Source organism: Ruminococcus flavefaciens AE3010, assembly GCF_000526795.1.
GTDB classification, from domain to species: domain Bacteria; phylum Bacillota; class Clostridia; order Oscillospirales; family Ruminococcaceae; genus Ruminococcus; species Ruminococcus flavefaciens_D.
In genome coordinates, this window is record NZ_JAGT01000001.1 from 2271074 (window position 1) to 2296673 (window position 25600).

Sequence of the window (25600 nt, forward strand, 5' to 3'; positions counted from 1 at the left end):
TAAAGGAAGTGTGAAAATATGGCAATGACAATGACGCAGAAAATACTTGCGGCTCATTCGGGAAAGGAGTCCGTCAGCGCAGGAGAGCTTATCCTCGCAGACCTCGACTTAGTACTCGGAAACGATATCACTTCTCCCGTAGCTATCAAGGAGTTCGCAAAGCTCGGCAGAGACAGCGTGTTTGACAGAGACAAGGTCACCATGGTCATGGATCACTTCGCACCAAACAAGGATATCAAGGCGGCAGAGCAGTGCAAGATGTGCCGCGATTTCTGCATGGAAAAGGAAATATCTCACTTCTACGACGTTGGAGAAATGGGCATTGAACACGCCCTGCTCCCCGAAAATGGTCTGGTCACCGCAGGAAACGTGGTCATCGGAGCAGACTCTCACACCTGCACCTACGGAGCTCTGGGAGCTTTCTCAACAGGCGTGGGCTCAACGGATATGGCTTGCGGAATGGCTACGGGCAAGGCGTGGTTCAAGGTGCCCTCGGCTATGAAGATTGTCCTCACGGGAAGCCTCAGGAAGTACGTGTCGGGCAAGGACGTTATACTCCACATCATCGGTGAGATAGGCGTTGACGGAGCGCTGTACAAATCAATGGAATTCACAGGTGAGGGGCTTTCCTCACTTACTATGGCTGACCGCCTGTGCATGGCAAATATGGCCATAGAAGCAGGTGCAAAGAACGGCATCTTCGAGGTGGACGATATAACCCTCGACTATATCCGCACACACGGCGGCGCGGAGCCCGTTGTATACAGGGCTGACGAGAACGCTGAGTACGACGAGGTCCTCACCGTTGACCTGTCGGAGATAGAGCCTACCGTGGCTTTTCCTCATCTTCCCGAAAATGCCAAGACCTTCGCTGAAATTGGCGACGTCAGAATAGATCAGGTGGTAATAGGCTCCTGCACCAACGGCAGGCTTGAAGACCTCATTGCTGCGGCTGAGATAATGAAAGGCAGAAAAGCCGCAAAAAACGTCCGCGTTATCGTTATCCCCGCAACTCAGCAGATATACCTTGACGCTATGGAAATGGGGCTTATCCGCATCTTTATTGAGTTCGGCGCAGTAGTCTCCACACCTACCTGCGGACCCTGCTTAGGCGGATATATGGGCATTCTCGCCGCAGGAGAAAGAGCTGTCGCCACCACCAACCGCAACTTCGTGGGACGTATGGGACACCCCGAATCCGAGGTATACCTTGCAAGCCCCGCAACTGCGGCAGCAAGCGCCGTAACAGGCAGGATAACAAGTCCGTGGGAGGTAATGAACGAATGAAATACACAGGAAATGTTATAAAATACGGCGACAACGTGGATACCGACGTAATTATCCCCGCACGTTACCTCAACACCAGCGACCATAAGGAGCTTGCCAGCCACTGCATGGAGGACTTGGACAAGACCTTTGTGAGCCGCGTAAAACAGGGAGATATCATCACAGCAGGCGAGAATTTCGGCTGCGGCTCCTCCCGTGAGCATGCTCCCATAGCTATCAAGGCAAGCGGCGTATCGCTTGTTATCGCCAAGAGCTTCGCCCGTATCTTCTACAGGAACGCTATCAATATCGGACTTGCTATCGTGGAATGTCCCGAGGCTGCGGAGGATATCTCCGAGGGGGATATGGTCGAGGCAGACCTTGATAACGGTATCATACGCAATATCACTGCGGGCAGGGAGTACAAAACCGCTCCTTTCCCCGAGTTCGTACAGAGCATTATCGAAAACGGCGGACTTATGCAGGCCATAGAAAACGGAGTTATTTAATGCATAATTGTAGGGACGGCCATTGGTCGTCCGTGTATGCCGTTTTGTAAAATTATGATATATCAATATAACCATGTAGAGGCGCCCTTTGGACGTCCGCAGGTTTCTGTAAAATTATGACGGGCCGCCGCAGGCAGCCCCTACAAGCTAATGGCTAATGGCTAAAGGCTAAAAGCTAAAAAAGGACGTTATTACTATGAAAATATCAGGTGCAAAGATAGTCGTAGAAACTCTAATCGAACAGGGCTGCGACACTATATTCGGCTACCCAGGCGGTCAGGTCATAGACCTATTCGACGAGCTCTACAACGCCCGTGACCGCATAAAGCATATACTTACCGCCCACGAGCAGGGAGCTGCCCACGCCGCTGACGGCTACGCACGTTCAACGGGAAAGGTAGGCGTTGTCATAGCTACCTCGGGACCAGGGGCTACAAACCTCGTAACAGGCATAGCTGCGGCATATCTTGACTCAGTACCCATGGTTGCTATCACGGGAAACGTTTCCTGCGACCAGATAGGCAGGGACAGCTTCCAAGAGGTCGACATCGTAGGCGTTACCATGCCTATCACCAAGCATAATTTCATCGTAAAGGACATAAAGGAGCTTGCGGACACTCTCCGCACAGCCTTTAAAATAGCCAAATCGGGCAGACAGGGACCTGTTCTTGTGGATATCCCCAAGGACGTACAGACGGCTCTCTGCGAGTACGAGTCAAACGCTCAGCCGGTTATACCCTATCCCCTCACCTTTGCTTCCGAGGTAAAGCTGCAAAAGGCTGCGGAGCTCATAAACAGCTGCGAAAGGCCCTATATTTACTTTGGCGGCGGCGTCATCAGCGGCAAGGCTTCACAGCAGGTAACTGCCCTTGCGGAAAAGATAGACGCCCCTATGGGCTGCTCTCTTATGGGGCTTTCAGCTGTTCCCTGTGACCACCCGAAGTTTCTCGGCATGCAGGGCATGCACGGTCATTTTGCCTCCACAGTGGCTGAGGACGAGGCTGATCTGGTCATTGCTCTGGGAGTTCGCTTCAGCGACAGGGCTACAGGTGAAAACAGCCGTTTCTCCAAGCATTTCACCATTATACACATAGATATCGACGGCGCGGAGCTCAACAAGAATATCCCTGCCGACCTGTCCATACGGGGCGACCTCCGCGACTCGGTGGAGCGCCTTATCGCTATGGTGGACGAGAAAAAGCACCCGAACTGGGAAAATCGCATTGCGGAGCTGAAAGCAGAGGAGCTCTCACGCACTGAGTCCGCACTGACTGCCGCCAAGGAGAAGCTTGCGGCAAAGGGCAGCGCTCCAAAGCTGAGCCCCTATGAGATAATCGACATAATAAGCGAACGCGCAGGCGACAACGTTATAATCGCTACAGACGTGGGGCAGCACCAGATATGGACAGCTCAGCGTTATCCCCTCAGAAAGCCCCGTACATTCCTGACCAGCGGCGGTCTGGGAGCTATGGGCTACGGTCTGGGAGCAGCTGTGGGAGCTTCTACTGCTACAGGCAGGCGCGTGGTGCTCTTCACAGGCGACGGCAGCTTCGGCATGAACCTCAGCGAGCTGGCAACTGCCGTAACGCAGGCTATCCCCGTAGTTATCGTAGTCATGAACAACGGCGTGCTCGGTATGGTTCGCCAGTGGCAGACTCTTTTCTACGACAAGCACTACTCAAACACCACATTCGACCGCAAGACGGATTTCGTCAAGGTGGCGGTAGCCTTCGGCGCTAAGGGCTGTCACGCGGCCACGGCTGAGGAGCTGAAAAAAGCCGCAGATGAAGCCTTTTCGAGCAGCGTTCCTTTCGTTATCGACTGCGCAGTTGACTGCGACGAACTGGTTCTGCCTATGCTTCCGCCAAACGGTACGGTAGACGATATAATCACAGAGATAAAGTGAGGTGACATTTATGGAACAGCAGTATGTAATAGGAGTTATAGTTGCCAACGTTTCGGGCGTTCTTTCGCGTGTTTCGGGAATGTTCACACGCCGCGGCTTCAACATCGACAGCCTTACCGTGGGCGAGACGGAATCCAGCGGCTTTTCACGAATAACCATTGCCTTTCACGGCGACGAGGACATGAAGGAGCGCATACTCCAGCAGCTACAGAAGCTCCATGATGTCAGAGAAGTAGAAGTCCTTGACACCAAGGACAGCGTTATCCGCGAGCTTCTGCTCATAAAAGTAAGGAACAAGGCTGAGATACGTCAGGACATAATGACTGCCGTTGAGATATTCCGCTCAAAAATAGTGGACTACTCCCCCACATCACTCACCTGTGAGCTCACAGGCGAGACCTCAAAGATAGATGCGTTCATAGAGCTGCTGAAGCCCTTTGGTATCATGGAGATGTGCCGCACGGGTATCGTGGCTATCGAGCGCGGCGAGAACTGCCTGAAAACTGTTAAGTAATCAGTGAGTAGAAAGTAGTATTGTAGGGGCTGGCGTCCTCGACAGCCCGCTAATCACGATAAAAACATGATTAGCACAACGTAGGGGCGCCCTTTGGGCGTCCGCAAGGTTTTATGAAATTAAGACGGGCCGCCAAAGGCAGCCCCTACAGTCGTTCATTTATGTTTTTTCGGGAATCGACGGGACGTCGAGGACGCCGTCCCCTACGATTTGTCATTTGTGTTTTTATGGTTATTAACGGGCGAACAGCGTTCGCCCCTGTCGCGGATCATGTTGTATGTTTGCGGACGCGCAATGCGCTTCCCTACAAGCTAACGGCTAATGGCTAATGGCTAACAGCTCGGGCGGATAATGTCCGCCCCTACAAAAAAGGAGGGGCTTTTATGGAGCTCAACATAGCTCTTTTAAAGGGCGACGGCATAGGTCCCGAGATAGTGGACAGCGCCGCTGCCGTACTTGAAAAAATCGCAGCTAAGTTCGGACACAAATTCAACTTTACACCATACCTCATAGGCGGCTGTGCCATTGACGAAACAGGCATGCCTCTGCCTCAGGAAACTGTGGACGGCTGTCTTGCCTCCGACAGCGTTCTCCTTGGAGCTGTGGGCGGTCCCAAATGGGACGGCCTTGCAGGAGATATACGCCCCGAAAGGGCACTACTCGGAATACGCTCAGCTATGGGACTGTACACCAATCTCCGTCCCGCAAAGCTCTACCCCGCACTGAGAGGGGCTTCACCCCTGAAAGACGAGATAGTGGGCGGCGGCTTCGATATACTCATAGTAAGGGAGTTAACAGGGGGTATATACTTCGGCGACCGCGGCTACCGCGAGGGCAGGTACGGTGAGGAAGCCTACGACACGGAAGCCTACAGCGTCACTGAAATAGAGCGCATAGGCAGAGCTGCCTTTGAAGCTGCCATAAAGCGCAGCAAGCGGCTTTGCAGCGTGGATAAGGCAAACGTTCTGGAGTCCTCGCGGCTCTGGAGAAAGACCATGCATGAGCTTGCTGAGGAATACCCCGATGTGGAGTACAGGGATATGTTCGTGGACAATGCTGCAATGCAGCTGGTCCGTGACCCGAAACAGTTCGACGTTATCGTTACGTCCAATATGTTCGGAGATATACTATCAGATGAAGCCTCGCAGATAACAGGCTCTATCGGCATGCTGGCTTCGGCTTCGCTGGGAGCTTCAAAGCGGGGGCTTTACGAGCCTATACACGGCTCTGCTCCCGACATTGCAGGCACAAACAAGGCAAATCCCATAGCCACCATACTCTCGGCAGCTATGATGCTAAGGTACTCCTTCGGACTTGCCGCAGAAGCAGACGCAATCGAAGCAGCTGTGGACAAGGTGCTTGATGCAGGCTGCAGAACTGCCGATCTTATGGGCACGGATAAGGGTACTCCCCTTACCTGTACGGAAATGACAGATATAATACTGAAAAATATTTAGGAGGAATTAAAATGATAAAGATCCACACAGAAAAGGCTCCCGCAGCAGTAGGACCTTACTCACAGGCGATAGTTTCAAAGGGAATGGTCTACACAAGCGGTCAGATAGCCATTGACCCCGTTACAAACACCGTTGCGGGCACTACTATCGAGGAGCAGACAGAACAGATAATGCGCAATCTCGGAGCTGTTCTTGACACGGCAGGCTCGGGCTTCGATAAGGCTGTAAAGACTACCTGCTTCCTTGCGGATATGAACGACTTCGCCGCTTTCAATGAGATATACGGCAAGTACTTCACTTCTCTGCCTGCACGCAGCTGCGTTGCGGTAAAAACTCTGCCAAAGGGCGTTCTCGCCGAAGTGGAGGTCATTGCGGAAAGCACACTTTGATACATAAAAAAGGACAGCTTCGGCTGTCCTTTTTTAGCCCTTAGCCGTTAGCCATTAGCCTTTAGCTTGTAGGGGCGAGTTCCGCTCGCCCGACATAAGCGCCGCCGAAATCAACGGGCGTCCCTACACATTGTTGCGGCATAATTGCATTGTACCCTGCGGACTGCCAAAGGCAGCCCCTGCACATAGTTCTTAATTCTAAGCTCTTAGCTCTTTAACTCTTGAATTTTAAGAAGCAATGTGGTATAATTGATTAGAATGGGTGTATTATAGGCTCATGTATCAAATTCGCAACAAGGAGACCGCTATGAAACTTCTCGCTATCGACGGAAACAGCATACTCAACCGCGCTTTCTACGGCATAAAACTGCTTTCCAATAAAAAAGGACAGTTCACCAACGCAATTTTCGGCTTTATGAACATCTACCTGCGCAATGTGGGCGACGTGAAGCCCGACGCTGTGGCTGTTGCTTTTGACCTGCGCTCTCCTACCTTCCGACACAAGGCTGTGGCGACATATAAGGCTAACCGCAAGGGCATGCCCCCCGAGCTTGCAGAGCAGCTCCCCCGCGTTAAGGAACTCCTGACCCTTATGGGAGTAAAAGTCGTGGAGTGCGAGGGCTATGAGGCTGACGACGTACTGGGTACCCTCTCCAAGCTCTGCTCCGACAGCGGCAACGAATGCTATGTGCTTACGGGAGACCGCGACAGCCTGCAGCTTATCGACGACAAGGTAACTGTTATCCTTGCCACCAACAAGGAGAATATATACTACACTCCTCAACGATTTACCGAGGATTACGGCTTCGAGCCCATAAAGCTCATCGACCTGAAAGCCCTTATGGGCGACAGCTCCGACAATATCAGCGGAGTTGCAGGTATCGGTGAAAAGACTGCCTCCGCACTTATCAAGGAGTACGGAAGTATCGAGAACCTGTACGAAAATTATGAGGACTCCACCCTCACCAAGGGCGTGAAAGCCAAGCTTGCCGCAGGCGTTGAAGCCGCAAAGGAAAGCAAATGGCTGGCGACTATAGTCCGCAGCGCTCCCATAGATACAGACCTTGAAAGCTACAAGCCCACAGCTCCCGACAACGGGGCTATCGGGCGCATGCTCAGTGAACTGGAAATGTTCAAGCTCCTTGACAAGCTTGGCATAAGCGCAGCCGATAGTACCAACTCAGCTCCCGAGGTGAAGGCTGAGGAAGCTCCCGTGATAAACGCAGAGGTGGGCGAGCTCACAGCTGATATCATCGGCAAGCTTACTGAGTGCGAGTACCTTTTCCGCGACGGAAAGCTCTCCCTGCGCGACGGCGATAACGTATATACCACCGAGAACGAGGAGCTTATAAAGGCGTTCTTCGCATCTGACTGCGGCAAGTCCACCGACGATGCAAAGGCACACTACCGCTGGGCTATGGCTCACGACAGTGAACTGAAAAAACTGAAAAACGACGCGGCTATATGCGGCTACCTGCTGAACACTTCCGCTTCGGACTACGCCGTGGATAAGCTCTGCGCCGAGTACGGCGTTCACTACTACAGCGAGAACGGCGACCTTGCTGAGCTCCTTTCCCTCCGCGGGCTTATATCAAAACTCCGCACCGAGATAGAGTCCGAGGGCATGACAGAGCTTCTTGAAACAGTGGAGCTGCCCCTGACTGAAGTCCTTGCTTCCATGGAGGACACAGGCGTTCTCATCGACAAAAAGGGCGTCGAGGACTTCGGCGTGTACCTCTCGGAAATGATAGAGGAAACTCAGCAGATGATATACGACGAAGTAGGTCACGAGTTCAATATCTCCTCCCCAAAACAGCTGGGCACTGTCCTCTTTGAGGAAATGGGACTGCCTGCAAAGAAGAAGACCAAAAGCGGCTATTCCACCAACGCGGAAGTCCTTGAAGAGCTGAGAAGCTACGCTCCTATCGTGGACAACGTACTGAAATACCGCCAGTATACAAAGCTGAACTCCACCTACGTTGTGGGACTTCTGGATAAAATAGCTCCCGACGGACGTATCCACACATGGTTCAGACAGACTGAGACAAGAACGGGTAGAATAAGCTCCACAGAGCCCAATATGCAGAATATCCCCGTCCGCACCGAGCTGGGCGCTCAGATGCGAAAGTTCTTCACCGCAGACGAGGGCAAGACCCTTATCGACGCCGACTACAGCCAGATCGAGCTGAGAGTTATGGCGCACCTCTGCGGCGACGAGAATATGACCGAGGCTTTCACCTCGGGTGAGGATATACACACATCGACTGCGGCTCAGGTCTTCGATATGCCCATATTTATGGTAACTCCCGAAATGAGAAGCGCCGCTAAGGCGGTAAACTTCGGTATAATCTACGGTATCGGAGCTTTCTCCCTTGCCAAGGATATCGGCACTTCCGTGGCAAAGGCAAAGAAGTACATCGCGGACTACCTTGCCAAGTACCCCAAGGTAAACGAGTTTATGGAGACCACTGTGGACAACGCCTTCAAGGACGGCTATGTCACCACAATGTTCGGCAGAAAGCGCCGTATCCCCGAGCTTTCCTCCTCCAACAAGATGTTACAGGCGGCAGGCAAGCGCATCGCCATGAATACTCCCGTGCAGGGCACGGCTGCCGACCTCATAAAGATAGCCATGATAAACGTGTACAATCGCCTCAAGGCTGAAAAGCTGGGTGCGAAGCTCATATTGCAGGTACACGACGAGCTTATCATCGAGTGCGATACAGCCTGTGCGGACAAGTGCGCGGAGCTTCTCAAAGAGGAAATGCAGGGCGTGTACGATATGCGCGTCCCCCTTGCGGTAGACGTTCACACAGGACATTCGTGGTACGACGCCAAGTCATGAGTGAGTAGTGAGTAGAAAGTAGAGAGTAGTGTAGGGGAACCCGCCCTCGGGCTCCCGCGCCTGACAATGCAACTGACATGAACGCATTGTAGGGGCGGATATTATCCGCCCGTTAATCCACGTAAAAATCCAAATTACCATGTGTAGGTAACGCCGCCCTCGGCGTTCCGCAAATCACACATAAAAGAGCAAAAAAATGAATAATTCTCAATTCTCAATTCTCAATTCTCAATTAAATTACGACGAGCTTTCCGCTCTTGACAAGCTCTGCGTTGGCGCGGACGGCTGGTCTGCGGAGAACTTCCGCTCGGAGGCTGAAAAAGACGGCGGCATAGTCCTTGCCGCTTACGACGGGGACTGCCTTGCAGGTCTGATAGCAGGCTTCACCGCCGCCGATACGGGAGAGATACTCACCGTTGGGACTGCTCCACAGTACCGCAGACAGGGCGTGGCAAGAATGCTCATGGAAGCTTTTTTAGCAGCCATACCCGATGACGTGGAAACTATAGCCCTTGAAGTCAGGCAGTCCAACACCGCAGCCATAGAGCTGTATAAAAGCTTCGGATTTGACAAGGCAGGAGTGCGGAAAAGGTTCTACCGTGACCCCATTGAGGACGCAGACGTTATGGTTCTCGCCCGAGCCGTTAGCCATTAGCCTTTAGCTTGTAGGGGCGCCCTTTGGGCGTCCGCAGGTTTCTATAAAATTAGAACGGACTGCCAAAGGCAGCCCCTACAATCAATTCGTCCGCAAAGCGGACACAATTAATTCCGAATTCCGCATTCCGAATTCCGAATTAGATCATTCGTCCCTACAAAGGCAAATAAAAACGAAAGAAGATATAGTATGCTTATACTCGGAATAGAAAGCTCCTGCGACGAGACCGCCGCAAGCGTGGTAAAGGATCGGCGAGAGATACTCTCGTCGGTGATCTCCACTCAGATAGAGGAGCACAAGAAATACGGCGGAGTTGTCCCCGAGATAGCCTCACGCCGACACTGCGAGAATATCCTCGGCGTGGTGAGACAGGCTCTTGACGATGCTCAGGTGAAGCTCTCAGACCTTGATGGTATCGCCGTTACATACGCCCCTGGACTTATAGGAGCTCTCCTTGTGGGCGTCAGCTTCGCAAAGGCTCTTGCCATGTCCTCGGGAAAGCCTCTGATACCTGTTCATCACATCGCAGGTCATATCGCAACGAACTACCTCACCTTCCCCGACCTTGAACCGCCTTACCTCTGTCTTGTGGCAAGCGGCGGTCACAGCCATATAATCGAGGTGCTCAGCTATACCAAGTTCCGCGTGGTGGGAAGAACTCACGACGACGCCGCAGGCGAGTGCTTTGACAAGTGCGCCCGTGCTATGGGCTTCCCGTACCCGGGCGGAGTTCACATCGACAATGCCGCCAAAACAGGCGACAAGAGCGCTTTTAAGCTGCCCCACCCTGCTGTTGCGGGAAGCGAGTTCGATTTCAGCTTCTCGGGACTGAAAACCAATGTGATAAATCTGCTCCACAACGCCGAGCAGAAAGGCACAGAGATAAACCGCAGCGACCTTGCGGCAAGTCTGCAAGCAACTATTGCAGAGATACTCACGGACAAGACTATCCGTGCCGCAGAAGCTCTCGGCTATAAAAAGGTTGCCCTTGCAGGGGGAGTTTCCGCAAATACGGGAGTCCGCGAGACACTGTCGGAAGCCTGCAAGCAGCGCGGCTTCGAGTTCTATATGCCAGAGAAGAAGCTCTGCGGCGACAACGGAGCAATGATAGCCTGTCAGGGCAGCTATAATCTCCTCGCAGGCATAACCGCTGACGAAAGCCTTAATGCCATAGCAACACTCTCAATGGAAGAAATTTGACTTATAGTTGAGAATTGAGAGTTGAAAGTTATGGTATCGCCTACGGCGATAAAATTTAAATAACGTGAGCGAAGCGAACACCTAAACTCTCAACTCTACACTCTCAACTCTCAACTTAGTACAACAACTCACTGGCGGGACGGCGTTCCGCGTACAATATATACATGAAAGGAAGTATAAATATGACCCTTCGTGAATTACAGGATAAGATAATAAAGCTCAAAAAGGAAACAAACACCGCTATCCTCGCCCACTGCTATCAGGCGCGTGAGATATGCGAGATAGCCGATTTCGTTGGCGACAGCTACAAGCTCAGCGTTGACGCAAAGGACGTTGCAGAGGAAAATATCCTCTTCTGCGGAGTTCATTTCATGGCTGAGACTGCAAAAATGCTGTCCCCTCAGAAGCGCGTCTACCTGTCCAACAAGCATGCAGGCTGTCCAATGGCTGAGCAGATGGACAAGGACCTCATAAGCGCTATCCGCGCTAAAGAGCCCGACCGCACTGTAGTTGCCTACGTGAATACCACAGCCGCTCTCAAGACTGTCTGCGACGTGTGCGTTACATCGTCCAGCGCTCTGCGTATCGTCAGGGCTCTCGACAACGACAAGATACTCTTTATCCCCGACTGCAATCTTGGCGACTACATACAGAAGCAGTGCCCTGAAAAGGACATAAAGCTCCTCAGCGGCGGCTGTCCCACACATGCAAGGATAACCGTGAATGAAGTCAAAAAGGCTAAGGAAGAGCACCCCGACGCCCTCTTCCTTGTACACCCCGAGTGTACTCCAAAGGTAGTGGAGCTTGCTGACTACGTTGGCTCGACTACGGGTATCATGGACTTCGCAAAGAAGTCCGACAAAAAGGAATTCATCATCGGCACTGAGAACTCTATCGTGGAGCATTTGCAGTATGACTGCCCCGAGAAGAAGTTCTACCCTGTGAGCCGTGACCTTGTCTGTCACAATATGAAGCTCACGACTCTGCCCGATATATACAACACTCTCCTTGCTATCGGCGGCATGGGCGGCGAAGCCTTTGAGATACTCATGGACGACGAGCTCATTGCACAGGCAAGAAAGTGCATAGACGAAATGATAAGGCTGGGCGGCTGATATGACCGAATTAGTCGAAAAGCTGTACCGCACAGGCGACCTCAGCCATGAGGAGCTCGCCGCACTTATCGAAACTGATGACAAGGACGCCGCGGAGCTTCTCCGCAGATATGCCGACGAGGTTCGTCAGAAAAGCTACGGAAAAAAGGTGTTTCTCCGCGGACTTATCGAGGTTTCAAGCTACTGTAAAAACAACTGCCTTTACTGCGGCATACGCCGCGGCAATGCTGACGCAGACCGCTACCGCCTGTCCCGTGAGGACATACTGAAATGCTGCGAGAACGGCTATGAGCTGGGCTTCCGCACATTTGTCATGCAGGGCGGCGAGGACGCATTTTTCACCGACGATTTCCTCTGCCCACTCATATCCGAGATAAAGGAGAAGTACCCCGACTGCGCGGTGACTCTGTCCCTCGGTGAGCGCTCCTACGAGAGCTACAGGCGGCTGAAAGAAGCAGGGGCTGACCGCTATCTGCTCCGCCACGAAGCGGCGTCAAATGAGCTGTACTCGAAGCTCCACCCCGAGGAAATGAGCCTGCAAAACCGCAAGGACTGCCTGTTCGCACTGAAAGAGCTTGGCTATCAGGTGGGCGCAGGCTTTATGGTAGGAGCTCCCTATCAGACCACGGAGCATATCATAGCCGACCTGCGCTTCTTGCAGGAATTACAGCCCCAGATGATAGGCATAGGACCTTTCATTCCCCACCACAACACGCCGTTTTCCGACGAAAAGGGCGGCACTCTCGGACTTACCCTGAGACTTCTCGGTATACTGAGACTTATGTTTCCAAAGGTGCTGCTGCCTGCCACAACGGCTCTCGGCACTGTGGCTCCCAACGGCAGGGAGCTTGGTCTGCAAACGGGCTGCAACGTGGTGATGCCCAACCTTTCACCCGTTATGGTGCGCAAGAAGTACGACCTCTACGACAACAAGATATGCACAGGCGAGGAAGCCGCAGAGTGCAGGGGCTGTCTGCAAAGACGTATCGAGTCCGCAGGCTACGAAATAGCGCAGGAGCGCGGCGACTGCATAGATTAATTTTTGCTTTGCAAAAATTGATCTTAGTTTAGAGTTGAGAGTGAAGAGTTGAGAGTTTAGGTGTTCGCTTCGCTCACATTATTTAAATAATGTCGCCGCAGGCGACTCCATAACTTTCAACTCTCAATTCTCAACTCTCAACTTAGTAAAACTCTCAACTTTCAAGAAAAGCACTAAAATCAGCCTATACATTAAATTAAGGAGAATACTATGCGAGTACGTTTTCATCTGCCCGATTTTTCGGGAAACTTCAAGCTTAATCTGCTCTTTGCGGAGCTCTTAGAGCACCGTCCCGACTTCTTCCGCGAGGGCGTTGAGATCGCTTCGTTCTACGGCGTTTTTCCGCCCTCCATGTGGAACGGCGGCAGGACTCAGGGCGGCGTATGCGACAAGAACTTCGTGAAAAGCGTCATCAAGACCTTCAACGAAAAAAGCATACCTCTCCGCTTCACGTTCACTAATCCTGCTCTCGAAAAGAAGCACCTCAGCGACCAGTTCTGCAACATGGTGCTGAATCTTGCCAACAACGGTCTCAACGAGGCTATCGTTATGTCGCCCATACTTGAGGACTATATCCGCAGGAACTTCCCAAAATACAAGCTGACAAGCTCCACCTGCAAGCGCCTTAACACCATTGAGGGACTTCTTGATGAGCTGAAAAAGGACTACCACATCGTTGTTATGGACTACGACCTCAACAACAGGTTCGACCTGCTGGAGCAGATACCCATGGCGGACAGACCCCGTATCGAGTTCCTGTCAAATGCCTGCTGCGAGCCCAACTGCCCGCGCCGTTCAGCACATTACCACTCTATCGGCGTTCAGCAGATAGCCTACAACGAGCATATCAAAAAGTACCCGAATCTGCCATTTGACGCTTCAAAGTACGACCCCGAGCACTTCCGCGACTGTCCCTACTCGCAGAGAGGTCTTTTCGAGATAAGAAGTCTCCGCACACATATCTCTCCCGACGATATCTGGGAAAAGTACGTGCCTATGGGCTTTGAGCAGTTCAAGATAGAGGGACGGACCGCAAGCCCCATAAACGTCCTCGAAACATATATGTATTACATGGCAAAGCCCGAATGCCGCGACGAAGCGCGTTTCATGCTCCTGAAGGCTATGGAGAATTCGGGTGCGCTGTCATTCAAATAAAAACCAAGAAAATCAATGAACTGAGGTGAATTTCCATGAAGGCTGCTGCTGTTTTCAGCGACAATATGGTGCTGCAGCGAAACAAGAATATCCGCGTTTTCGGTACTTGCAGCAAAAATGAAAAGATCATAAACGTCTGTATCCCCGAGCTTGAAAGCTCCGCAAGGGCCATGGTAAAAAACGGCAGGTGGGAGGCGGTGCTCCCGCCGCGAAAGGAGTACAACTCATGTACTCTGGAAATATCCTGCGGCGCTGTCAAGAAAATATTCCGTAACGTTGCCATAGGTGAGGTCTGGCTGGCAGGAGGTCAGTCAAATATGGAGTTCGAGCTGCAGAACGAGCGCAAGGGCGCTGCGGCTCTGGCAGGCTGCTACAACGAGAATGTCAGATTCTACTATACGCCTAAATGCCCAATGCTTGACGACGAGCTGACAGCTGCCGAGGCGGAGACCTGCTGGTGCACGCCCTCTCCCGACAAGGCAAGGGCATGGTCGGCTGTGGGATACTACTTCGCAAAGGAGCTCAGCCGCAGACTGGGCGTTACCGTGGGAATTATCGGCTGCAACTGGGGCGGCTCCTCCGCTTCCGCATGGATAAGCCGTGACTATCTCAGCTGCGACAAGCGCCTGAGCCCATACCTGGACGAGTACGACAGTGCCATAGAGGGCAAGTCCGACGAGGAGATGATAGCCGAGTACGACGAGTACAGCACCTATCAGAGTGCATGGGAGAAGCGCGTGGCTGCGTTCTACGCTCAGAAGCCCGACGCCAACTGGACAGAGATAATCGAAAACTGCGGCGAGAACCGCTACCCCGGACCTCACAGTATCAAAAACCCACTGCGTCCCTGCGGTCTGTATGAGACTATGGTGAGCAGGATAGCTCCGTATACGCTGGCAGGAGTTCTGTGGTATCAGGGCGAGTCCGACGACCACCGTCCCAATACATACGAAATACTGCTGAAGCTCCTTATCGAGAACTGGCGCGACCTCTGGAAAGACAAGGAGCTGCCCTTTATGATAGTACAGCTGCCAATGTTCAAATATATCGACGACGCTGACACAAAGAGCTGGGCGCTTATACGCGAGGCTCAGGAGAACGTTTTCAAAACCGTGAAGAATACAGGTCTGGCAGTATGCCTTGACTGCGGAGAGCTGAACAATATCCACCCCACGGACAAGTCTCAGGTAGCTCACAGACTCTATCTACAGGCTATGAGCGAGGTGTACAAGGTCATCACACGCCGCGATTCACTGCCGCCTATGTACGATAACTATGAAGTCATCGGCAATGCCATGCTCATACACCTGACCAACTGCGAAATGGGTCTGGGCGGCAAGGACGAGCACTGTCTCGACGGCTTTGAGATAGCAGGCTCGGACGGCGTATATTACCCTGCCGAGGCAACGGTAAGGCTGCCCTATATCGAGCTCCGCAGCAGCAAGGTAAAGGTGCCTGCCGCGGCACGCTTCAAGTGGACGAACTACGCGGACGTGGGACTTTTCGGTATCAACGACATGCCCCTGCCGCCATTCCGCACCGACAAATACAATGACTAATTTCAAAGGAGATTATTTATGCTTTTAGCAGTAGACATCGGAAATACAAACATCGTTTTCGGCTGTGTTGACGACAAAGAGGAGGTAGTTCTCTTCGAGCGCATCAGCACCGACCACAACGCTACAGCCGCTGAGTACGCAGTACTTATCAAGACTATTCTGGAAATGAACAGCTTCAATATCTCGGATATCGACGACGCTATCATGTCCTCAGTAGTTCCCTCGGTGACGAACACCGTAAAGGAAGCGGTCCGCAAGCTCTTCGGCGTTGACGTGATGATGGCAGGTCCGGGAGTAAAGACAGGTCTCAATATCCTCATCGATAACCCTGCACAGCTGGGAAGCGATCAGGCTGTGGACGCTGTTGCGGCTATAAATCAGTACCCCGTGCCCCTTATTATCATTGATATGGGTACTGCTACGACTCTTTCAGTGGTGGACAGCAAAAAGAACTACCGCGGCGGACTTATCCTCACGGGTATGAAAGTAGCAGCAGACGCTCTCACAGCAAGAACTGCACAGCTCCCCAAGGTAAACTTTGAGGTGCCTGCTCACGTTATCGGCACAAATACTATCGACTGCTTAAAGAGCGGTATCCTCTACTCGAATGCAAGCGCTCTGGACGGTATCATCGACCGTATCGAGGAGGAACTGGGCGAGAAGTGTACAGCTGTAGCTACGGGAGGTCTCTCCGAGCTGGTAGTGCCGCTGTGCAGGAGGGATATTATCCTTGATAATAATCTGCTCATCAAGGGACTGGCGATAATCTACAAGAAAAACAAGAAGTAAGCAGCGTGACGCTGCACCCTTGCCACGTTGTCGCTCGGCGTGGAGCCCGCGCTGCTTTGCCATGTTGTCGCTCGGCGTGGAGCCCGCGCTGCTTTGCCATGTTGTCGCTCGGCGCGGAGCCCGCGCTGCCTTGCCACGTTGTCGCTCGTAAACTCGCTCACTCTTATAGCAAACGACAATCGTACATCGCTTACAGCACTATAAGTACGCCGAGCCCACGAATGGGATTCCAAAGGGAGTATACTCCCTTTGGTCAGGTCAAGGGCTGACAGCCCTTGTGGGGCGTGGGGCAAAGCCCTGCAGTTACAAAGCGCTCCGCAAGGGTGAATTCCGAAAACAATCCAGTGAATTGTTTTCGGAAGAGGGACGCCCTGCAAGAGAGGGCGTCCCTTAAAAAATGACTTTATAAATACCACGAAAAAAGCTCTGTTTCATTACAAAACAGAGCTTTTTCCGGTAATTGGAGAGAAAAATCCTTTTTAAAAGTGAGGTCTTTAAATTTATTTTTGTCCGTAGTAGGCGTTGGCGCCATGCTTACGGAAAAAATGCTTATCAAGCAATCGCTGCGGCATATTCGGCGTGTCGGAGCGGAGAGTCTTTGTTATCCACGCCATTGCGGAAAGCTCCTCCAGCACCACTGAATTATGCACGGCTTCCATGCAGTCCTTGCCCCACACGAATGGACCGTGGTTTGCAACAAGGGCAGCAGGGATATTTTCATAGTTTTTGCAGCACTCAACGATGACCTTGCCTGTTTCAAGCTCGTATTCACCGTTTACCTCTGCGTCTGTCATCTCGCGTGTACAGGGTATCTCGCCGTAGAAATAGTCCCCGTGGGTAGTACCTAAGGGCGGTATACCCATGCAAGCCTGCGCAAAGGACGTTGCGTAGCGGCTGTGAGTGTGGACTACTCCGCATACTCCCTCGAAATTCCTGTATATCTCAAGATGTGTGGGAGTGTCGCTTGACGGGGAGAGCCTGCCCTCCACTTTTTTTCCGTCAAGTGTCAGGACTACTATATCCTCAGCCGTCATGGTGTCGTACTCGACACCGCTGGGCTTTATGGCGATAAGTCCCGATTCGCGGTCGTATTCGCTGACATTGCCCCATGTGAAGGTAACAAGTCCGTACTTCGGGAGAAGCAGGTTTGCCCTCAGCACACGCTCTTTCAGCTCCTTAACGTCCATATATAACATCTCCGATCATGATGTCGCGTTCAAGTCCGTTCACGGTAGTATCTTTGTTGATAACAACGAGCTCGATACCCATGATACGTGCGAAGCTTCTAACAGCTTCATCGGATATATCGTAGGAAAGAACGGTATGATGTGCTCCGCCTGCGATTATCCAGCATTCAAGTCCATCAAGGAAGGACGGTGCAGGTCTCCACATAGTTCTTGCAACAGGGAGATTGGGCATTGACTGGAACGGCTTTACGCACTCGATATCCTGCTGGATAAGTCTGAGTCTGCCGCCGATGTCGATAAGGGAGAGCACCTTTGCAGAGCCTGCCTTGCCCTCGAAAACTATTCTTGCAGGGGGCTCCTTGCCGCCGATACCCAGCTTGTGGACCTCGATACGGGGTCTGTCAGCTGCGATAGAGGGGCAAACCTCCAGCATATGTGAGCCAAGAATGAGCTCCTGCTTGTAATCGTATGTGTAGTCCTCCATGAAAGAGGTATTTCCCTCGGGATACATAGCCTTGACGATAGCTGTCATGCCTGCGGTCTTCCAGTCACCCTCAGCGCCGAAGCCGTAGCCCTTGTGCATAAGGTGCTGTGTAGCCAGTCCGGGAAGCTGCTTCATGCCGTGAAGATCCTCAAAGGTATTGGAATATGCCTTTGCGCCCTCGCGGACGAGAATCTTCTCAATAGCTATCTCTTCACGAGCCTGATATCTGATAGTCTCCTCGTCTTCCTTCTTGTAGTCGTAGAGCTCTGCGTACTCTTTCATAAGAGCGTCTATCTCTGCGTCTGTAACGGCATTCATTATCTCAACGAGATCGCCTACTGCAAAGGTATTTACCTGCCAGCCAAGCTTGAGCTGTGCTTCGATCTTGTCGCCCTCGGTAACTGCTACCTCGCGCATATTATCGCCGAAACGGACAATCTTCAGGCTCTTGCTGAACATAACGCCTACAGCGGCGCGCTGCCACTCGGCTATCTTAGCCTGGACCTCGGGATCCTGCCAGTGACCTGCAACAACGGCTCTCGGCATACGGAGCCTTGCTCCGATAAAGCCGTGCTCTCTGTCGCCGTGAGCGGACTGGTGAAGGTTCATGTAGTCCATATCTATAGCTTCATTTGGGATAGTCTCATTGAACTGTGTGTGGAAGTGGAGCCATGGCTTCTGGAGAAGCGCAAGTCCGTTTATCCACATCTTTGAGGGTGAGAATGTGTGGCAGAATGTGATAACTCCTGCGCACTCGTCGTCAAAGTTAGCCTCCTTGATGATACGCTGTATCTCGGACTCCGTCTTTACTGTGCTTTTGTACTCAACAGGGAAAGGAAGCTTCAATCCTGCTACGATCTTTTTTGAGTCTTCATCTACCTGTCTGAGCGTTTCCTCGCCGTATAAAAACTGGGAGCCTGTTATAAACCAAAATTTCATCCTTTATCAATCCTTTCTATTCCTCGGAGGCTGCTGCTCTTACAGCCGAAAGTCCCGAGAGGTATTTCTTCATATACGCATTGAGACCGTCAACGTCTTCCTTTGCAGGAGATACCGTGCTGCCTTTCATATCCGCAAACACTCTTGTGCTGAGATAATCCGACAGCGTTTCGCCGCTGTTCCTGTCAGCCATATATGAAGCAAGAAGCGCTATTCCCCACGCTCCGCCCTCGCCTGCTGTCTGCATTAGGGTAACGTCAGCACCCAATGCGGCTGCAAGGAAATTCTGCGTAGGTACAGGCGTCTTGAAAAATCCGCCGTGAGCATATATCCTTTCAAGGCTTACGTGCTCCTGCTCGGTGAGTATATCCATGCCTGCCTTTAATGCGGCTACGCAGGAATATACCAGACTGCGCATAAAATCCCTGATATTGAATGCAGTATCGGGACTGCGCATGAGAAGCGGAAGTCCGTTCTTGATGCCTGTTACGGGCTCGCCTGCATAGTAATTGTAAGAGATAACGCCGTTACAGTCGGGAGCGCCCTCTGCTGCAAGGCTGTAGAGCTTGTCGTAGAGCTGTCCCTTTGGCATATCCACGCCGATCTCTTTCAGGAATCCGCCGAAGATACCGAACCATGCATCAAGGTCGGAGGTACAGCTGTTGCAGTGTACCATAGCCACGGGATCTCCGCAGGGAGTAGTGACGATATCTATCTCGCGGTGAACCGCCGACAGGTCTTTTTCAAGAACTATCATGGAGAAGATAGATGTGCCTGCGGAAACGTTTCCTGTTCTGGGAGTTATGCTGTTTGTGGCTGCCATACCTGTCTGTGCGTCGCCCTCAGGGGGACAGAACGGTATATCGCCGCGGAATGATCCCGTAGGATCAAGGAGCTTTGCGCCCTCCGCCATAAGTCTGCCTGCACACTCGCCTGCGGGAACTATACGGGGAAGTATGTCTGCAAGCTTTTTAGTGAGAGCTGTGCCCTCTGCAAGCTTGTCGAACTTTGCCATCATAGCGCTGTTATAATCGCAGGTCTTTGAGTCTATGGGGAAGATTCCCGAAGCGTCGCCTGCGCCTATGACCTTTTCGCCTGTGAGGATATAGTGTACATATCCTGCAAGGGTGGTCATAAATGAGAGCCTGCCAATGTGGGGCTCCTTGTTCAGCATTGCCTGATACAGGTGAGCTATGCTCCAGCGCTGCGGGATATTGAAGCTGAACTCCTCAGTGAGCTTGTCGGCAGCCTCCTCGGTCATGGTATTGCGCCATGTCCTGAAGGGTACCAGCTGCTCATCATTTTCATCAAATGCCAGATAGCCGTGCATCATAGCCGATATGCCAATGGCAGCGGCTGTCTCCAGCTTTACGCCGTATGCTTCCTCAACATTTTTCATAAGTTCGGCAAAGCATTCCTGCAATCCTTTTCTGACGCTGTCAAGTGAATAGGTCCATACTCCGTCAAGCATCTCGTTCTGCCAGTCGTGAACGCCCGATGCCAGCGGCGAGTGGTCCCCGCCTATAAGGACCGCTTTGATACGTGTGGAACCAAATTCGATACCTATTACCGCTTTGCCGTTCTTTATTTCTTCTGCACTGCTCATGTTTTTACTCCTTTTGCTGCTGCGGGCTTTGACGCTGAGAGGTTTGCCTTTTTGCGGCGGGCAATAATGATACTCTGAACTATAAGGAATATGCAAAGCATCGAAGCGTTTGTGATTCCTGTCCACCATGCCTGGTCAAGTCCGACTGATGATACGATATTCTGAATAAGAGCAAGTGAAAGTACGCCGAAAAACGTGCCTATAATGTTTCCGACGCCGCCCGTCAGCATGGTTCCTCCGATGATAGACGAAGCTATCGCGTTCATCTCCGCACCCGTTGCGTGTGATGCAGAACCCGAACCAACGTGCATAAAATAAACAAATCCACCAATTCCGCCTAATATTCCGCACATGAGGTATGCAAGGAATGTAGTTCTCTTTACGTTTATTCCAAGCATGAGTGCGCTCTGCTTATTGCCGCCTACTGCGTAGAAATTACGTCCTGTCTTGGTCCATTTGAGGAAAAGGAAAAGTGCGGCAACGATGAGAAGAGCGATGATAACGCCGATCTCTATATAGGCGTCGATATAATCGCCTCTTTTGTTGATCGATCCCATTCCCGGGATTATTATTCTTGTTTCCTTGAGCTTTACGAAAGCCTCGTTCTGTACGTTGAAGGGGTTTGTATTTACAATGGTAGTCATACCTCTTGCAAAGAACATACCCGCCAGCGTTACTATGAAGGGCTGTATGTCAAGGTAGGCTACAAGGAAGCCTTGTATAAGTCCGAATGCAAGTCCGATACCGAGAGATATCATTATCGCACCGAACACGCTGCCGCTGTGCATATCAAGGTAAACAGCCGAGCTCATACTTACGAGAGCTGCCATTCCGCCGAGAGATATGTCGATACCGCCTGTTATCATGACCAGCGTCATACCGCAGGCAAGTATTATAAGCGCAGCATTGGCATTTAGCATATTAAAAAAAGTCTGTGCCTTCAGAAATCCTGCTCCCAGTCCGAAAATAGCGAAAACATACATGAGTATGAATACTATTATGGTTATGGACATAAGCAGATTGGTATCTGAGATACCCTTTAACAGATGTCGGCGCGGTGTGCCGGCAGTCATATCTGTTTTCGGCATATTTATTCCTCCATTCCACGCTTTGGTATTCAGCTTTTACTCTCTGCTTTTGCAGGTGAACGCAGGCTCTTGAAAAATGCTGCGATCTTTTCTCTTACGATCGGTGCACTGAGAACTACCAGTGCGATAACTACTACAGCCTTGTATGCAGGCAGAGCGTCCGATTGTACCTGGAATTTGTAAAGCGTTGTGGTAAGGAACTGGATAACATATGCTCCGAGTATGGAAGCAGATATGTTGAATTTACCGCCGCTGAGAGAGTTTCCTCCGAGAGCGACTGCCAAAATAGCGTCCATTTCGATGTCCTTTGCAACTACCGAGTAGTTGATGGTGGACAGTCGGCTGACCTTGATGAATCCTGCGATAGCTACGCACAGACCAAGTATCACATATGTAACGAACTTGATGAGCGCAGGATTAAGACCATTCAGACGCGAAGTCTTTTCGTTGATACCGACGGACTGAACATACAACCCGAGGTTGGTGAACTTCAGTGCGAGCCATATCAGTATGAAGCAGGCTACTGCAATGAAAAACGGCGTCGGTATCGGTATACCTGGTATATATCCCCCGAAATATGTGAATGTCCTGTCACTAACAACAGGAAGCTCATTGTTGTTGATCCATGCGGCGATAGAACGTCCCGCAGTGAAAAGTATGAGAGTTGCTACCATAGGCTGTATCTTGAATACGGATACGAGAGCGCCGTTGAATGCGCCGAATATCATTGCCACAAGGCAGCTTACAAGAAATGCAACTATTATGGGAGCCTGTAAGGTCTCGGGACGGGAGTTGGTTCCGCAGAGCACTCTGAGTACCACGCTTCCGCTGATGGCTATGGCAGCTCCCACACTGATATCCTGTCCGCGGGAAGCTGCTGTTACCAGCGTCATTCCGATGGCGAGGATAGCAAGCTCCGAGCCGTAGTCGATGATCGATATGAGGTTTCCCGAAAGGATCGGGGCTCCGTCACTGTTGTGTCCGAGCGTTATCTTGAAGAACGACGGATCCATGATAAAGTTGAATATTGCAAGAATAAGCAGTGCAGCTATAGGTATGAATATCTGCTTTCTCACTATATTTGCAAGAAACGAGCCTTTCTGTGCAGTCTTTGGTGCGGCTGTCATTCACGCTCACCTCCTGCTATAGTATTCATAATTGTATTCTGTGTGAGCTCATCGCCTTTAAGCTCGCCTACAAGCTTTCTGTCACGCATAACAAGAAGTCTTGAACATGTGCGGAGCATCTCGTCTGTTTCCGATGATATGAAGGTTATGCTCATACCCTCGGAAGCAAGCTTGAGGACCAGCTTCTGGATATCCACCTTTGTACCTACGTCGATACCTCTGGTGGGCTCGTCGAGAATGAGATATTTCGGGTGAGTAAGGAGCCAGCGTCCGAGTATGACCTTCTGCTGATTTCCTCCCGAAAGAGATTTTATGGGTGTATTCACAGAGGCTGTCTTGATATCGAGGAGCTTGATGTACTCTTCTGCGAACTTAGTTGCCTCTGCCTTTGAAAATGGCTTGAAGAAGCCTTTCTTTACCTGTAATGCGAGGATAATGTTATCGCGGACAGAAAGATCGCCTACTATTCCGTCACGCTTACGGTCCTCGGGAAGATAAGCTATGCCGTTCTTCATAGCGTCAATGGGCTTGCTGATATCGACCTGCTTGCCGTCTACCTTCACCGTGCCGCCTGTTACCTTATCGGCACCGAAGATAGCTCTTACGCACTCGCTTCGTCCCGAGCCGAGAAGTCCCGTGAAGCCGTTGACTTCTCCCTTGCGTATATTGAAGTTGAAGGGCTTGATGCCCTCAGAGCTGCAAAGTCCTGTGGCTTCGTAAACGAACTCCTTGTTCTTGTCGTCGAAAACAGGGATATCGTTTTTGATATCAGCCATATCGTCAAGCTCCTTGCCCAGCATCTTCGATACCAGCTGGACTCTGGGGAGATTTTCGATCTCATATTCTCCCACGAGCTGCCCGTCGCGGAGCACTGTTATCTTGTCGCATACCTCATATACCTGATCGAGGAAATGTGTAACGAATATTATGCCAACGCCGCGGGACTTTAGCTGACGCATAAGGTGGAAGAGCTTGGCTACCTCCGATTCATCAAGTGAAGAGGTCGGCTCGTCAAGAATGAGCACGCTGCACTCCATATCAACGGCTCTTGCAATGGCTACCATCTGCTGTACTGCTATAGAGCAGCTTGCAAGCTGCTGTGTAGGCTTTACAGCTATGCCCAGAGAGTCGAGGAGCTCTCCTGCCTTTTTGTTCATGGTACGCCAGTTTACCAGCTTGCTCTTGCCTCTTCCGAGGAATATATTCTCTGCCACCGAGAGGTTGGGGCAGAGGGAAATTTCCTGATATACGGTACTGATTCCCAAATTCTGTGCTTCCTGCGGGGAATGTATCTGTACGGGACCCGAATGTCCCTTTATGTAGATATCTCCGCTGTCCTTGATGTGCACACCTGTGAGGACCTTGATAAGGGTAGACTTGCCTGCGCCGTTTTCGCCCATGAGCGCATGTATCTCTCCTTTACAAAGCGTAAAATCCACATTCCTGAGTGCCTTGACTCCGGGAAAGGATTTATAAATCCCACGCATTTCCAGCAATGATCTTTCCTGCATTGCTTTTCCTCCTAAGCGAGTTGTATGTACGGATATTCCCTGTTTTCCGCAGGAATATCCACGTATTTGCTTAAAATATGTGCGGTGACATAAAGCATTCACGAATGCGTCACCGCACTTATTCATCTATATAGTTTTGCGTCCTGTAAACAAACTATCAGATACCGTACTGCTCAACGTCAGCGTCGGTGATTGTCTTTGCATCGAAGCCCTTTTCGTCCATGATGATAGTCTTCTGAGAGAGGGTCTCACCATTTTCGAGCTTTTCGATGATGTCCTTGATGTAAGTTGACTGGAAAGGATTGCACTGTCCGTCGTAGTTCCAGTTGCCCTTCTTGAGCTCCTCAAGTGCCCACTTGTTGCAGTCGAAGCCTATAACGACTACATCCTTGTCAACACCGTGTGAGATATTGGCTCTGTCAAGTGCAGCAACTGCGCCCTTTGCCATATCATCGTTCTCTGCGTAGATTACATTGAACTTCTTGCCTGCATCGATAGCGGACTGAACGATCTGCTGTGCCTTTTCAGCATTCCATTCAGCTGTCTGCTGTGTAACGATGTTCCAGCCAAGCTCCTTGGCTGTATCGTCGAGAGCTCCCGAACGTCCCTTCTGAGCAGCTGTGCCCATTACGCCCTGAAGGTGGATAATGTCGTAAGCCTGAAGATCCTGAGATTTGAGCCACTCTACTGCCTGCTCGCCTTCCTTAGCCATATCGGAAACGATAGAAGCATCATAGAGACTCTCGTCAGCGTCGATGGTACGGTCGAAGAGGATAACTCTTACGCCTGCGTCCTTAGCGTCCTTGAGAACCGAATCCCAGCCTGCTGTATCAGCTGCTGAGAGAAGCAGGTAATCTACTTCATCCTGAATGAACTTCTGAGCATAGTTGATCTGCTCTTCGTTCTTGAGGCTGTATGCAAAAGAAGCGTCGAAGCCGTTCTCCTTTGTGAATGTAGCCTTCAGGTCGTTAACATTAGCTGTACGATAACCTGACTCGTTAGGATCGTTATTGATTATGCCGACTTTGATAAGTGCACCGTCAGAGCTTCCGCCGCCGTTGTTGTTTTCCTGTGTGTCTGCGGTATCAGCGTTGTCAGCCTTTGTGGTCGTTTCAGCCTTTGATGATGAACTGCTGCTTGATGATGAATCGCTTGCTGCTCCGCAGCCAACGAACATTGCGCCGCAGAGTACTGTGCTTGCTGCCATTGCAAAGATCTTGTTGATTTTCATAATTAGAATTCCTCCATCCAATTTAATAT

Annotated in this window: 21 protein-coding genes; 14 read left to right on the forward strand and 7 right to left on the reverse strand. The window is 51.3% G+C overall.

Annotated elements, in window-relative coordinates; genetic code table 11:
- Nucleotides 1-18 precede the first annotated feature (18 nt).
- The 14 genes from leuC (at nt 19) to N774_RS0110015 (ending at nt 16398) form a co-directional block, all read left to right on the forward strand.
- Nucleotides 19-1287 (forward strand): 3-isopropylmalate dehydratase large subunit, encoded by a 1269-nt coding sequence (gene leuC / locus N774_RS0109950; protein WP_024861100.1) that lies wholly within the window; start codon nt 19-21, stop codon nt 1285-1287.
- Nucleotides 1284-1775 carry a 3-isopropylmalate dehydratase small subunit gene (leuD, locus tag N774_RS0109955; RefSeq protein ID WP_024861101.1) on the forward strand — a complete coding sequence of 164 codons (492 nt, stop codon included), beginning with the start codon at nt 1284-1286 and terminating at the stop codon, nt 1773-1775. The genes leuC and leuD overlap by 4 nt, the downstream gene beginning before the upstream one ends.
- Before the next feature lie 196 nt (nt 1776-1971).
- A complete protein-coding gene (gene ilvB / locus N774_RS0109960; protein ID WP_024861102.1) occupies nt 1972-3681 on the forward strand; it encodes a biosynthetic-type acetolactate synthase large subunit in 1710 nt (569 codons plus the stop codon).
- A gap of 10 nt (nt 3682-3691) precedes the next feature.
- Nucleotides 3692-4195, forward strand: a complete 504-nt coding sequence (gene ilvN, locus N774_RS0109965; protein WP_024861103.1) for an acetolactate synthase small subunit — start codon at nt 3692-3694, stop codon at nt 4193-4195.
- A 383-nt stretch (nt 4196-4578) separates the two neighbouring features.
- Nucleotides 4579-5652: a 3-isopropylmalate dehydrogenase gene (gene leuB, locus N774_RS0109970; protein WP_024861104.1), complete on the forward strand. Its 1074-nt coding sequence runs from the start codon at nt 4579-4581 to the stop codon at nt 5650-5652.
- Between the two features lie 11 nt (nt 5653-5663).
- On the forward strand, nt 5664-6041 hold the full coding sequence (locus N774_RS0109975; RefSeq protein ID WP_024861105.1) for a RidA family protein: 378 nt from the start codon (nt 5664-5666) through the stop codon (nt 6039-6041).
- A gap of 307 nt (nt 6042-6348) precedes the next feature.
- Entirely contained in the window at nt 6349-8886 is a 2538-nt protein-coding gene (polA, locus tag N774_RS0109980; RefSeq protein ID WP_024861106.1) for a DNA polymerase I, read from the forward strand.
- Nucleotides 8887-9082: 196 nt separating this feature from the next.
- Complete coding sequence (gene rimI, locus N774_RS0109985) at nt 9083-9541, forward strand: ribosomal protein S18-alanine N-acetyltransferase (RefSeq protein WP_024861107.1); 459 nt, start codon at nt 9083-9085, stop codon at nt 9539-9541.
- 189 nt (nt 9542-9730) lie between these two features.
- Nucleotides 9731-10741 (forward strand): tRNA (adenosine(37)-N6)-threonylcarbamoyltransferase complex transferase subunit TsaD, encoded by a 1011-nt coding sequence (gene tsaD / locus N774_RS0109990; RefSeq protein WP_024861108.1) that lies wholly within the window; start codon nt 9731-9733, stop codon nt 10739-10741.
- 182 nt (nt 10742-10923) lie between these two features.
- Nucleotides 10924-11856 carry a quinolinate synthase NadA gene (gene nadA / locus N774_RS0109995; protein ID WP_024861109.1) on the forward strand — a complete coding sequence of 311 codons (933 nt, stop codon included), beginning with the start codon at nt 10924-10926 and terminating at the stop codon, nt 11854-11856.
- 1 nt (nt 11857) lies between these two features.
- Entirely contained in the window at nt 11858-12895 is a 1038-nt protein-coding gene (gene hydE, locus N774_RS0110000) for a [FeFe] hydrogenase H-cluster radical SAM maturase HydE (protein ID WP_024861110.1), read from the forward strand.
- A 210-nt stretch (nt 12896-13105) separates the two neighbouring features.
- Complete coding sequence (locus tag N774_RS0110005) at nt 13106-14050, forward strand: hypothetical protein (protein WP_024861111.1); 945 nt, start codon at nt 13106-13108, stop codon at nt 14048-14050.
- A gap of 35 nt (nt 14051-14085) precedes the next feature.
- Complete coding sequence (locus N774_RS0110010) at nt 14086-15609, forward strand: sialate O-acetylesterase (protein WP_024861112.1); 1524 nt, start codon at nt 14086-14088, stop codon at nt 15607-15609.
- 18 nt (nt 15610-15627) lie between these two features.
- Nucleotides 15628-16398, forward strand: a complete 771-nt coding sequence (locus N774_RS0110015; protein WP_024861113.1) for a type III pantothenate kinase — start codon at nt 15628-15630, stop codon at nt 16396-16398.
- Nucleotides 16399-16898: 500 nt separating this feature from the next.
- On the opposite strand, the gene N774_RS0110020 is transcribed toward N774_RS0110015, so the two are convergent.
- The 7 genes from N774_RS0110020 to N774_RS0110050 form a co-directional block, all read right to left on the reverse strand.
- Nucleotides 16899-17585, reverse strand: a complete 687-nt coding sequence (locus N774_RS0110020) for an L-ribulose-5-phosphate 4-epimerase (RefSeq protein ID WP_024861114.1) — start codon at nt 17583-17585, stop codon at nt 16899-16901.
- Nucleotides 17575-19008 carry an L-arabinose isomerase gene (gene araA, locus N774_RS0110025; RefSeq protein ID WP_024861115.1) on the reverse strand — a complete coding sequence of 478 codons (1434 nt, stop codon included), beginning with the start codon at nt 19006-19008 and terminating at the stop codon, nt 17575-17577. The genes N774_RS0110020 and araA overlap by 11 nt, the downstream gene beginning before the upstream one ends.
- 16 nt (nt 19009-19024) lie before the next feature.
- On the reverse strand, nt 19025-20614 hold the full coding sequence (locus tag N774_RS0110030; protein WP_024861116.1) for a xylulokinase: 1590 nt from the start codon (nt 20612-20614) through the stop codon (nt 19025-19027).
- Nucleotides 20611-21702, reverse strand: coding sequence for an ABC transporter permease (locus N774_RS0110035; RefSeq protein WP_024861117.1), 1092 nt, complete (start codon nt 21700-21702; stop codon nt 20611-20613). Before N774_RS0110035 ends, N774_RS0110030 begins: the two co-directional genes overlap by 4 nt.
- Nucleotides 21703-21731: 29 nt before the next feature.
- Nucleotides 21732-22829 (reverse strand): ABC transporter permease, encoded by a 1098-nt coding sequence (locus tag N774_RS0110040; protein WP_024861118.1) that lies wholly within the window; start codon nt 22827-22829, stop codon nt 21732-21734.
- On the reverse strand, nt 22826-24340 hold the full coding sequence (locus tag N774_RS0110045; protein ID WP_024861119.1) for a sugar ABC transporter ATP-binding protein: 1515 nt from the start codon (nt 24338-24340) through the stop codon (nt 22826-22828). Before N774_RS0110045 ends, N774_RS0110040 begins: the two co-directional genes overlap by 4 nt.
- Before the next feature lie 157 nt (nt 24341-24497).
- Nucleotides 24498-25571 carry an ABC transporter substrate-binding protein gene (locus N774_RS0110050; protein WP_024861120.1) on the reverse strand — a complete coding sequence of 358 codons (1074 nt, stop codon included), beginning with the start codon at nt 25569-25571 and terminating at the stop codon, nt 24498-24500.
- Between the last annotated feature and the right edge of the window lie 29 nt (nt 25572-25600).

Coding starts and splice junctions, on each gene's coding strand:
- N774_RS0110045 (WP_024861119.1), bottom strand. CDS start 24,340: ATGCAGGAAAGATCATTGCTGGAAATGCGTGGGATTTATAAATCCTTT.
- N774_RS0110050 (WP_024861120.1), bottom strand. CDS start 25,571: ATGAAAATCAACAAGATCTTTGCAATGGCAGCAAGCACAGTACTCTGC.
- N774_RS0110040 (WP_024861118.1), bottom strand. CDS start 22,829: ATGACAGCCGCACCAAAGACTGCACAGAAAGGCTCGTTTCTTGCAAAT.
- ilvN (WP_024861103.1), top strand. CDS start 3,692: ATGGAACAGCAGTATGTAATAGGAGTTATAGTTGCCAACGTTTCGGGC.
- leuD (WP_024861101.1), top strand. CDS start 1,284: ATGAAATACACAGGAAATGTTATAAAATACGGCGACAACGTGGATACC.
- N774_RS0109975 (WP_024861105.1), top strand. CDS start 5,664: ATGATAAAGATCCACACAGAAAAGGCTCCCGCAGCAGTAGGACCTTAC.
- rimI (WP_024861107.1), top strand. CDS start 9,083: ATGAATAATTCTCAATTCTCAATTCTCAATTCTCAATTAAATTACGAC.
- araA (WP_024861115.1), bottom strand. CDS start 19,008: ATGAAATTTTGGTTTATAACAGGCTCCCAGTTTTTATACGGCGAGGAA.
- N774_RS0110035 (WP_024861117.1), bottom strand. CDS start 21,702: ATGCCGAAAACAGATATGACTGCCGGCACACCGCGCCGACATCTGTTA.
- nadA (WP_024861109.1), top strand. CDS start 10,924: ATGACCCTTCGTGAATTACAGGATAAGATAATAAAGCTCAAAAAGGAA.
- N774_RS0110005 (WP_024861111.1), top strand. CDS start 13,106: ATGCGAGTACGTTTTCATCTGCCCGATTTTTCGGGAAACTTCAAGCTT.
- leuB (WP_024861104.1), top strand. CDS start 4,579: ATGGAGCTCAACATAGCTCTTTTAAAGGGCGACGGCATAGGTCCCGAG.
- tsaD (WP_024861108.1), top strand. CDS start 9,731: ATGCTTATACTCGGAATAGAAAGCTCCTGCGACGAGACCGCCGCAAGC.
- N774_RS0110020 (WP_024861114.1), bottom strand. CDS start 17,585: ATGGACGTTAAGGAGCTGAAAGAGCGTGTGCTGAGGGCAAACCTGCTT.
- ilvB (WP_024861102.1), top strand. CDS start 1,972: ATGAAAATATCAGGTGCAAAGATAGTCGTAGAAACTCTAATCGAACAG.
- polA (WP_024861106.1), top strand. CDS start 6,349: ATGAAACTTCTCGCTATCGACGGAAACAGCATACTCAACCGCGCTTTC.
- N774_RS0110010 (WP_024861112.1), top strand. CDS start 14,086: ATGAAGGCTGCTGCTGTTTTCAGCGACAATATGGTGCTGCAGCGAAAC.
- leuC (WP_024861100.1), top strand. CDS start 19: ATGGCAATGACAATGACGCAGAAAATACTTGCGGCTCATTCGGGAAAG.
- N774_RS0110015 (WP_024861113.1), top strand. CDS start 15,628: ATGCTTTTAGCAGTAGACATCGGAAATACAAACATCGTTTTCGGCTGT.
- N774_RS0110030 (WP_024861116.1), bottom strand. CDS start 20,614: ATGAGCAGTGCAGAAGAAATAAAGAACGGCAAAGCGGTAATAGGTATC.
- hydE (WP_024861110.1), top strand. CDS start 11,858: ATGACCGAATTAGTCGAAAAGCTGTACCGCACAGGCGACCTCAGCCAT.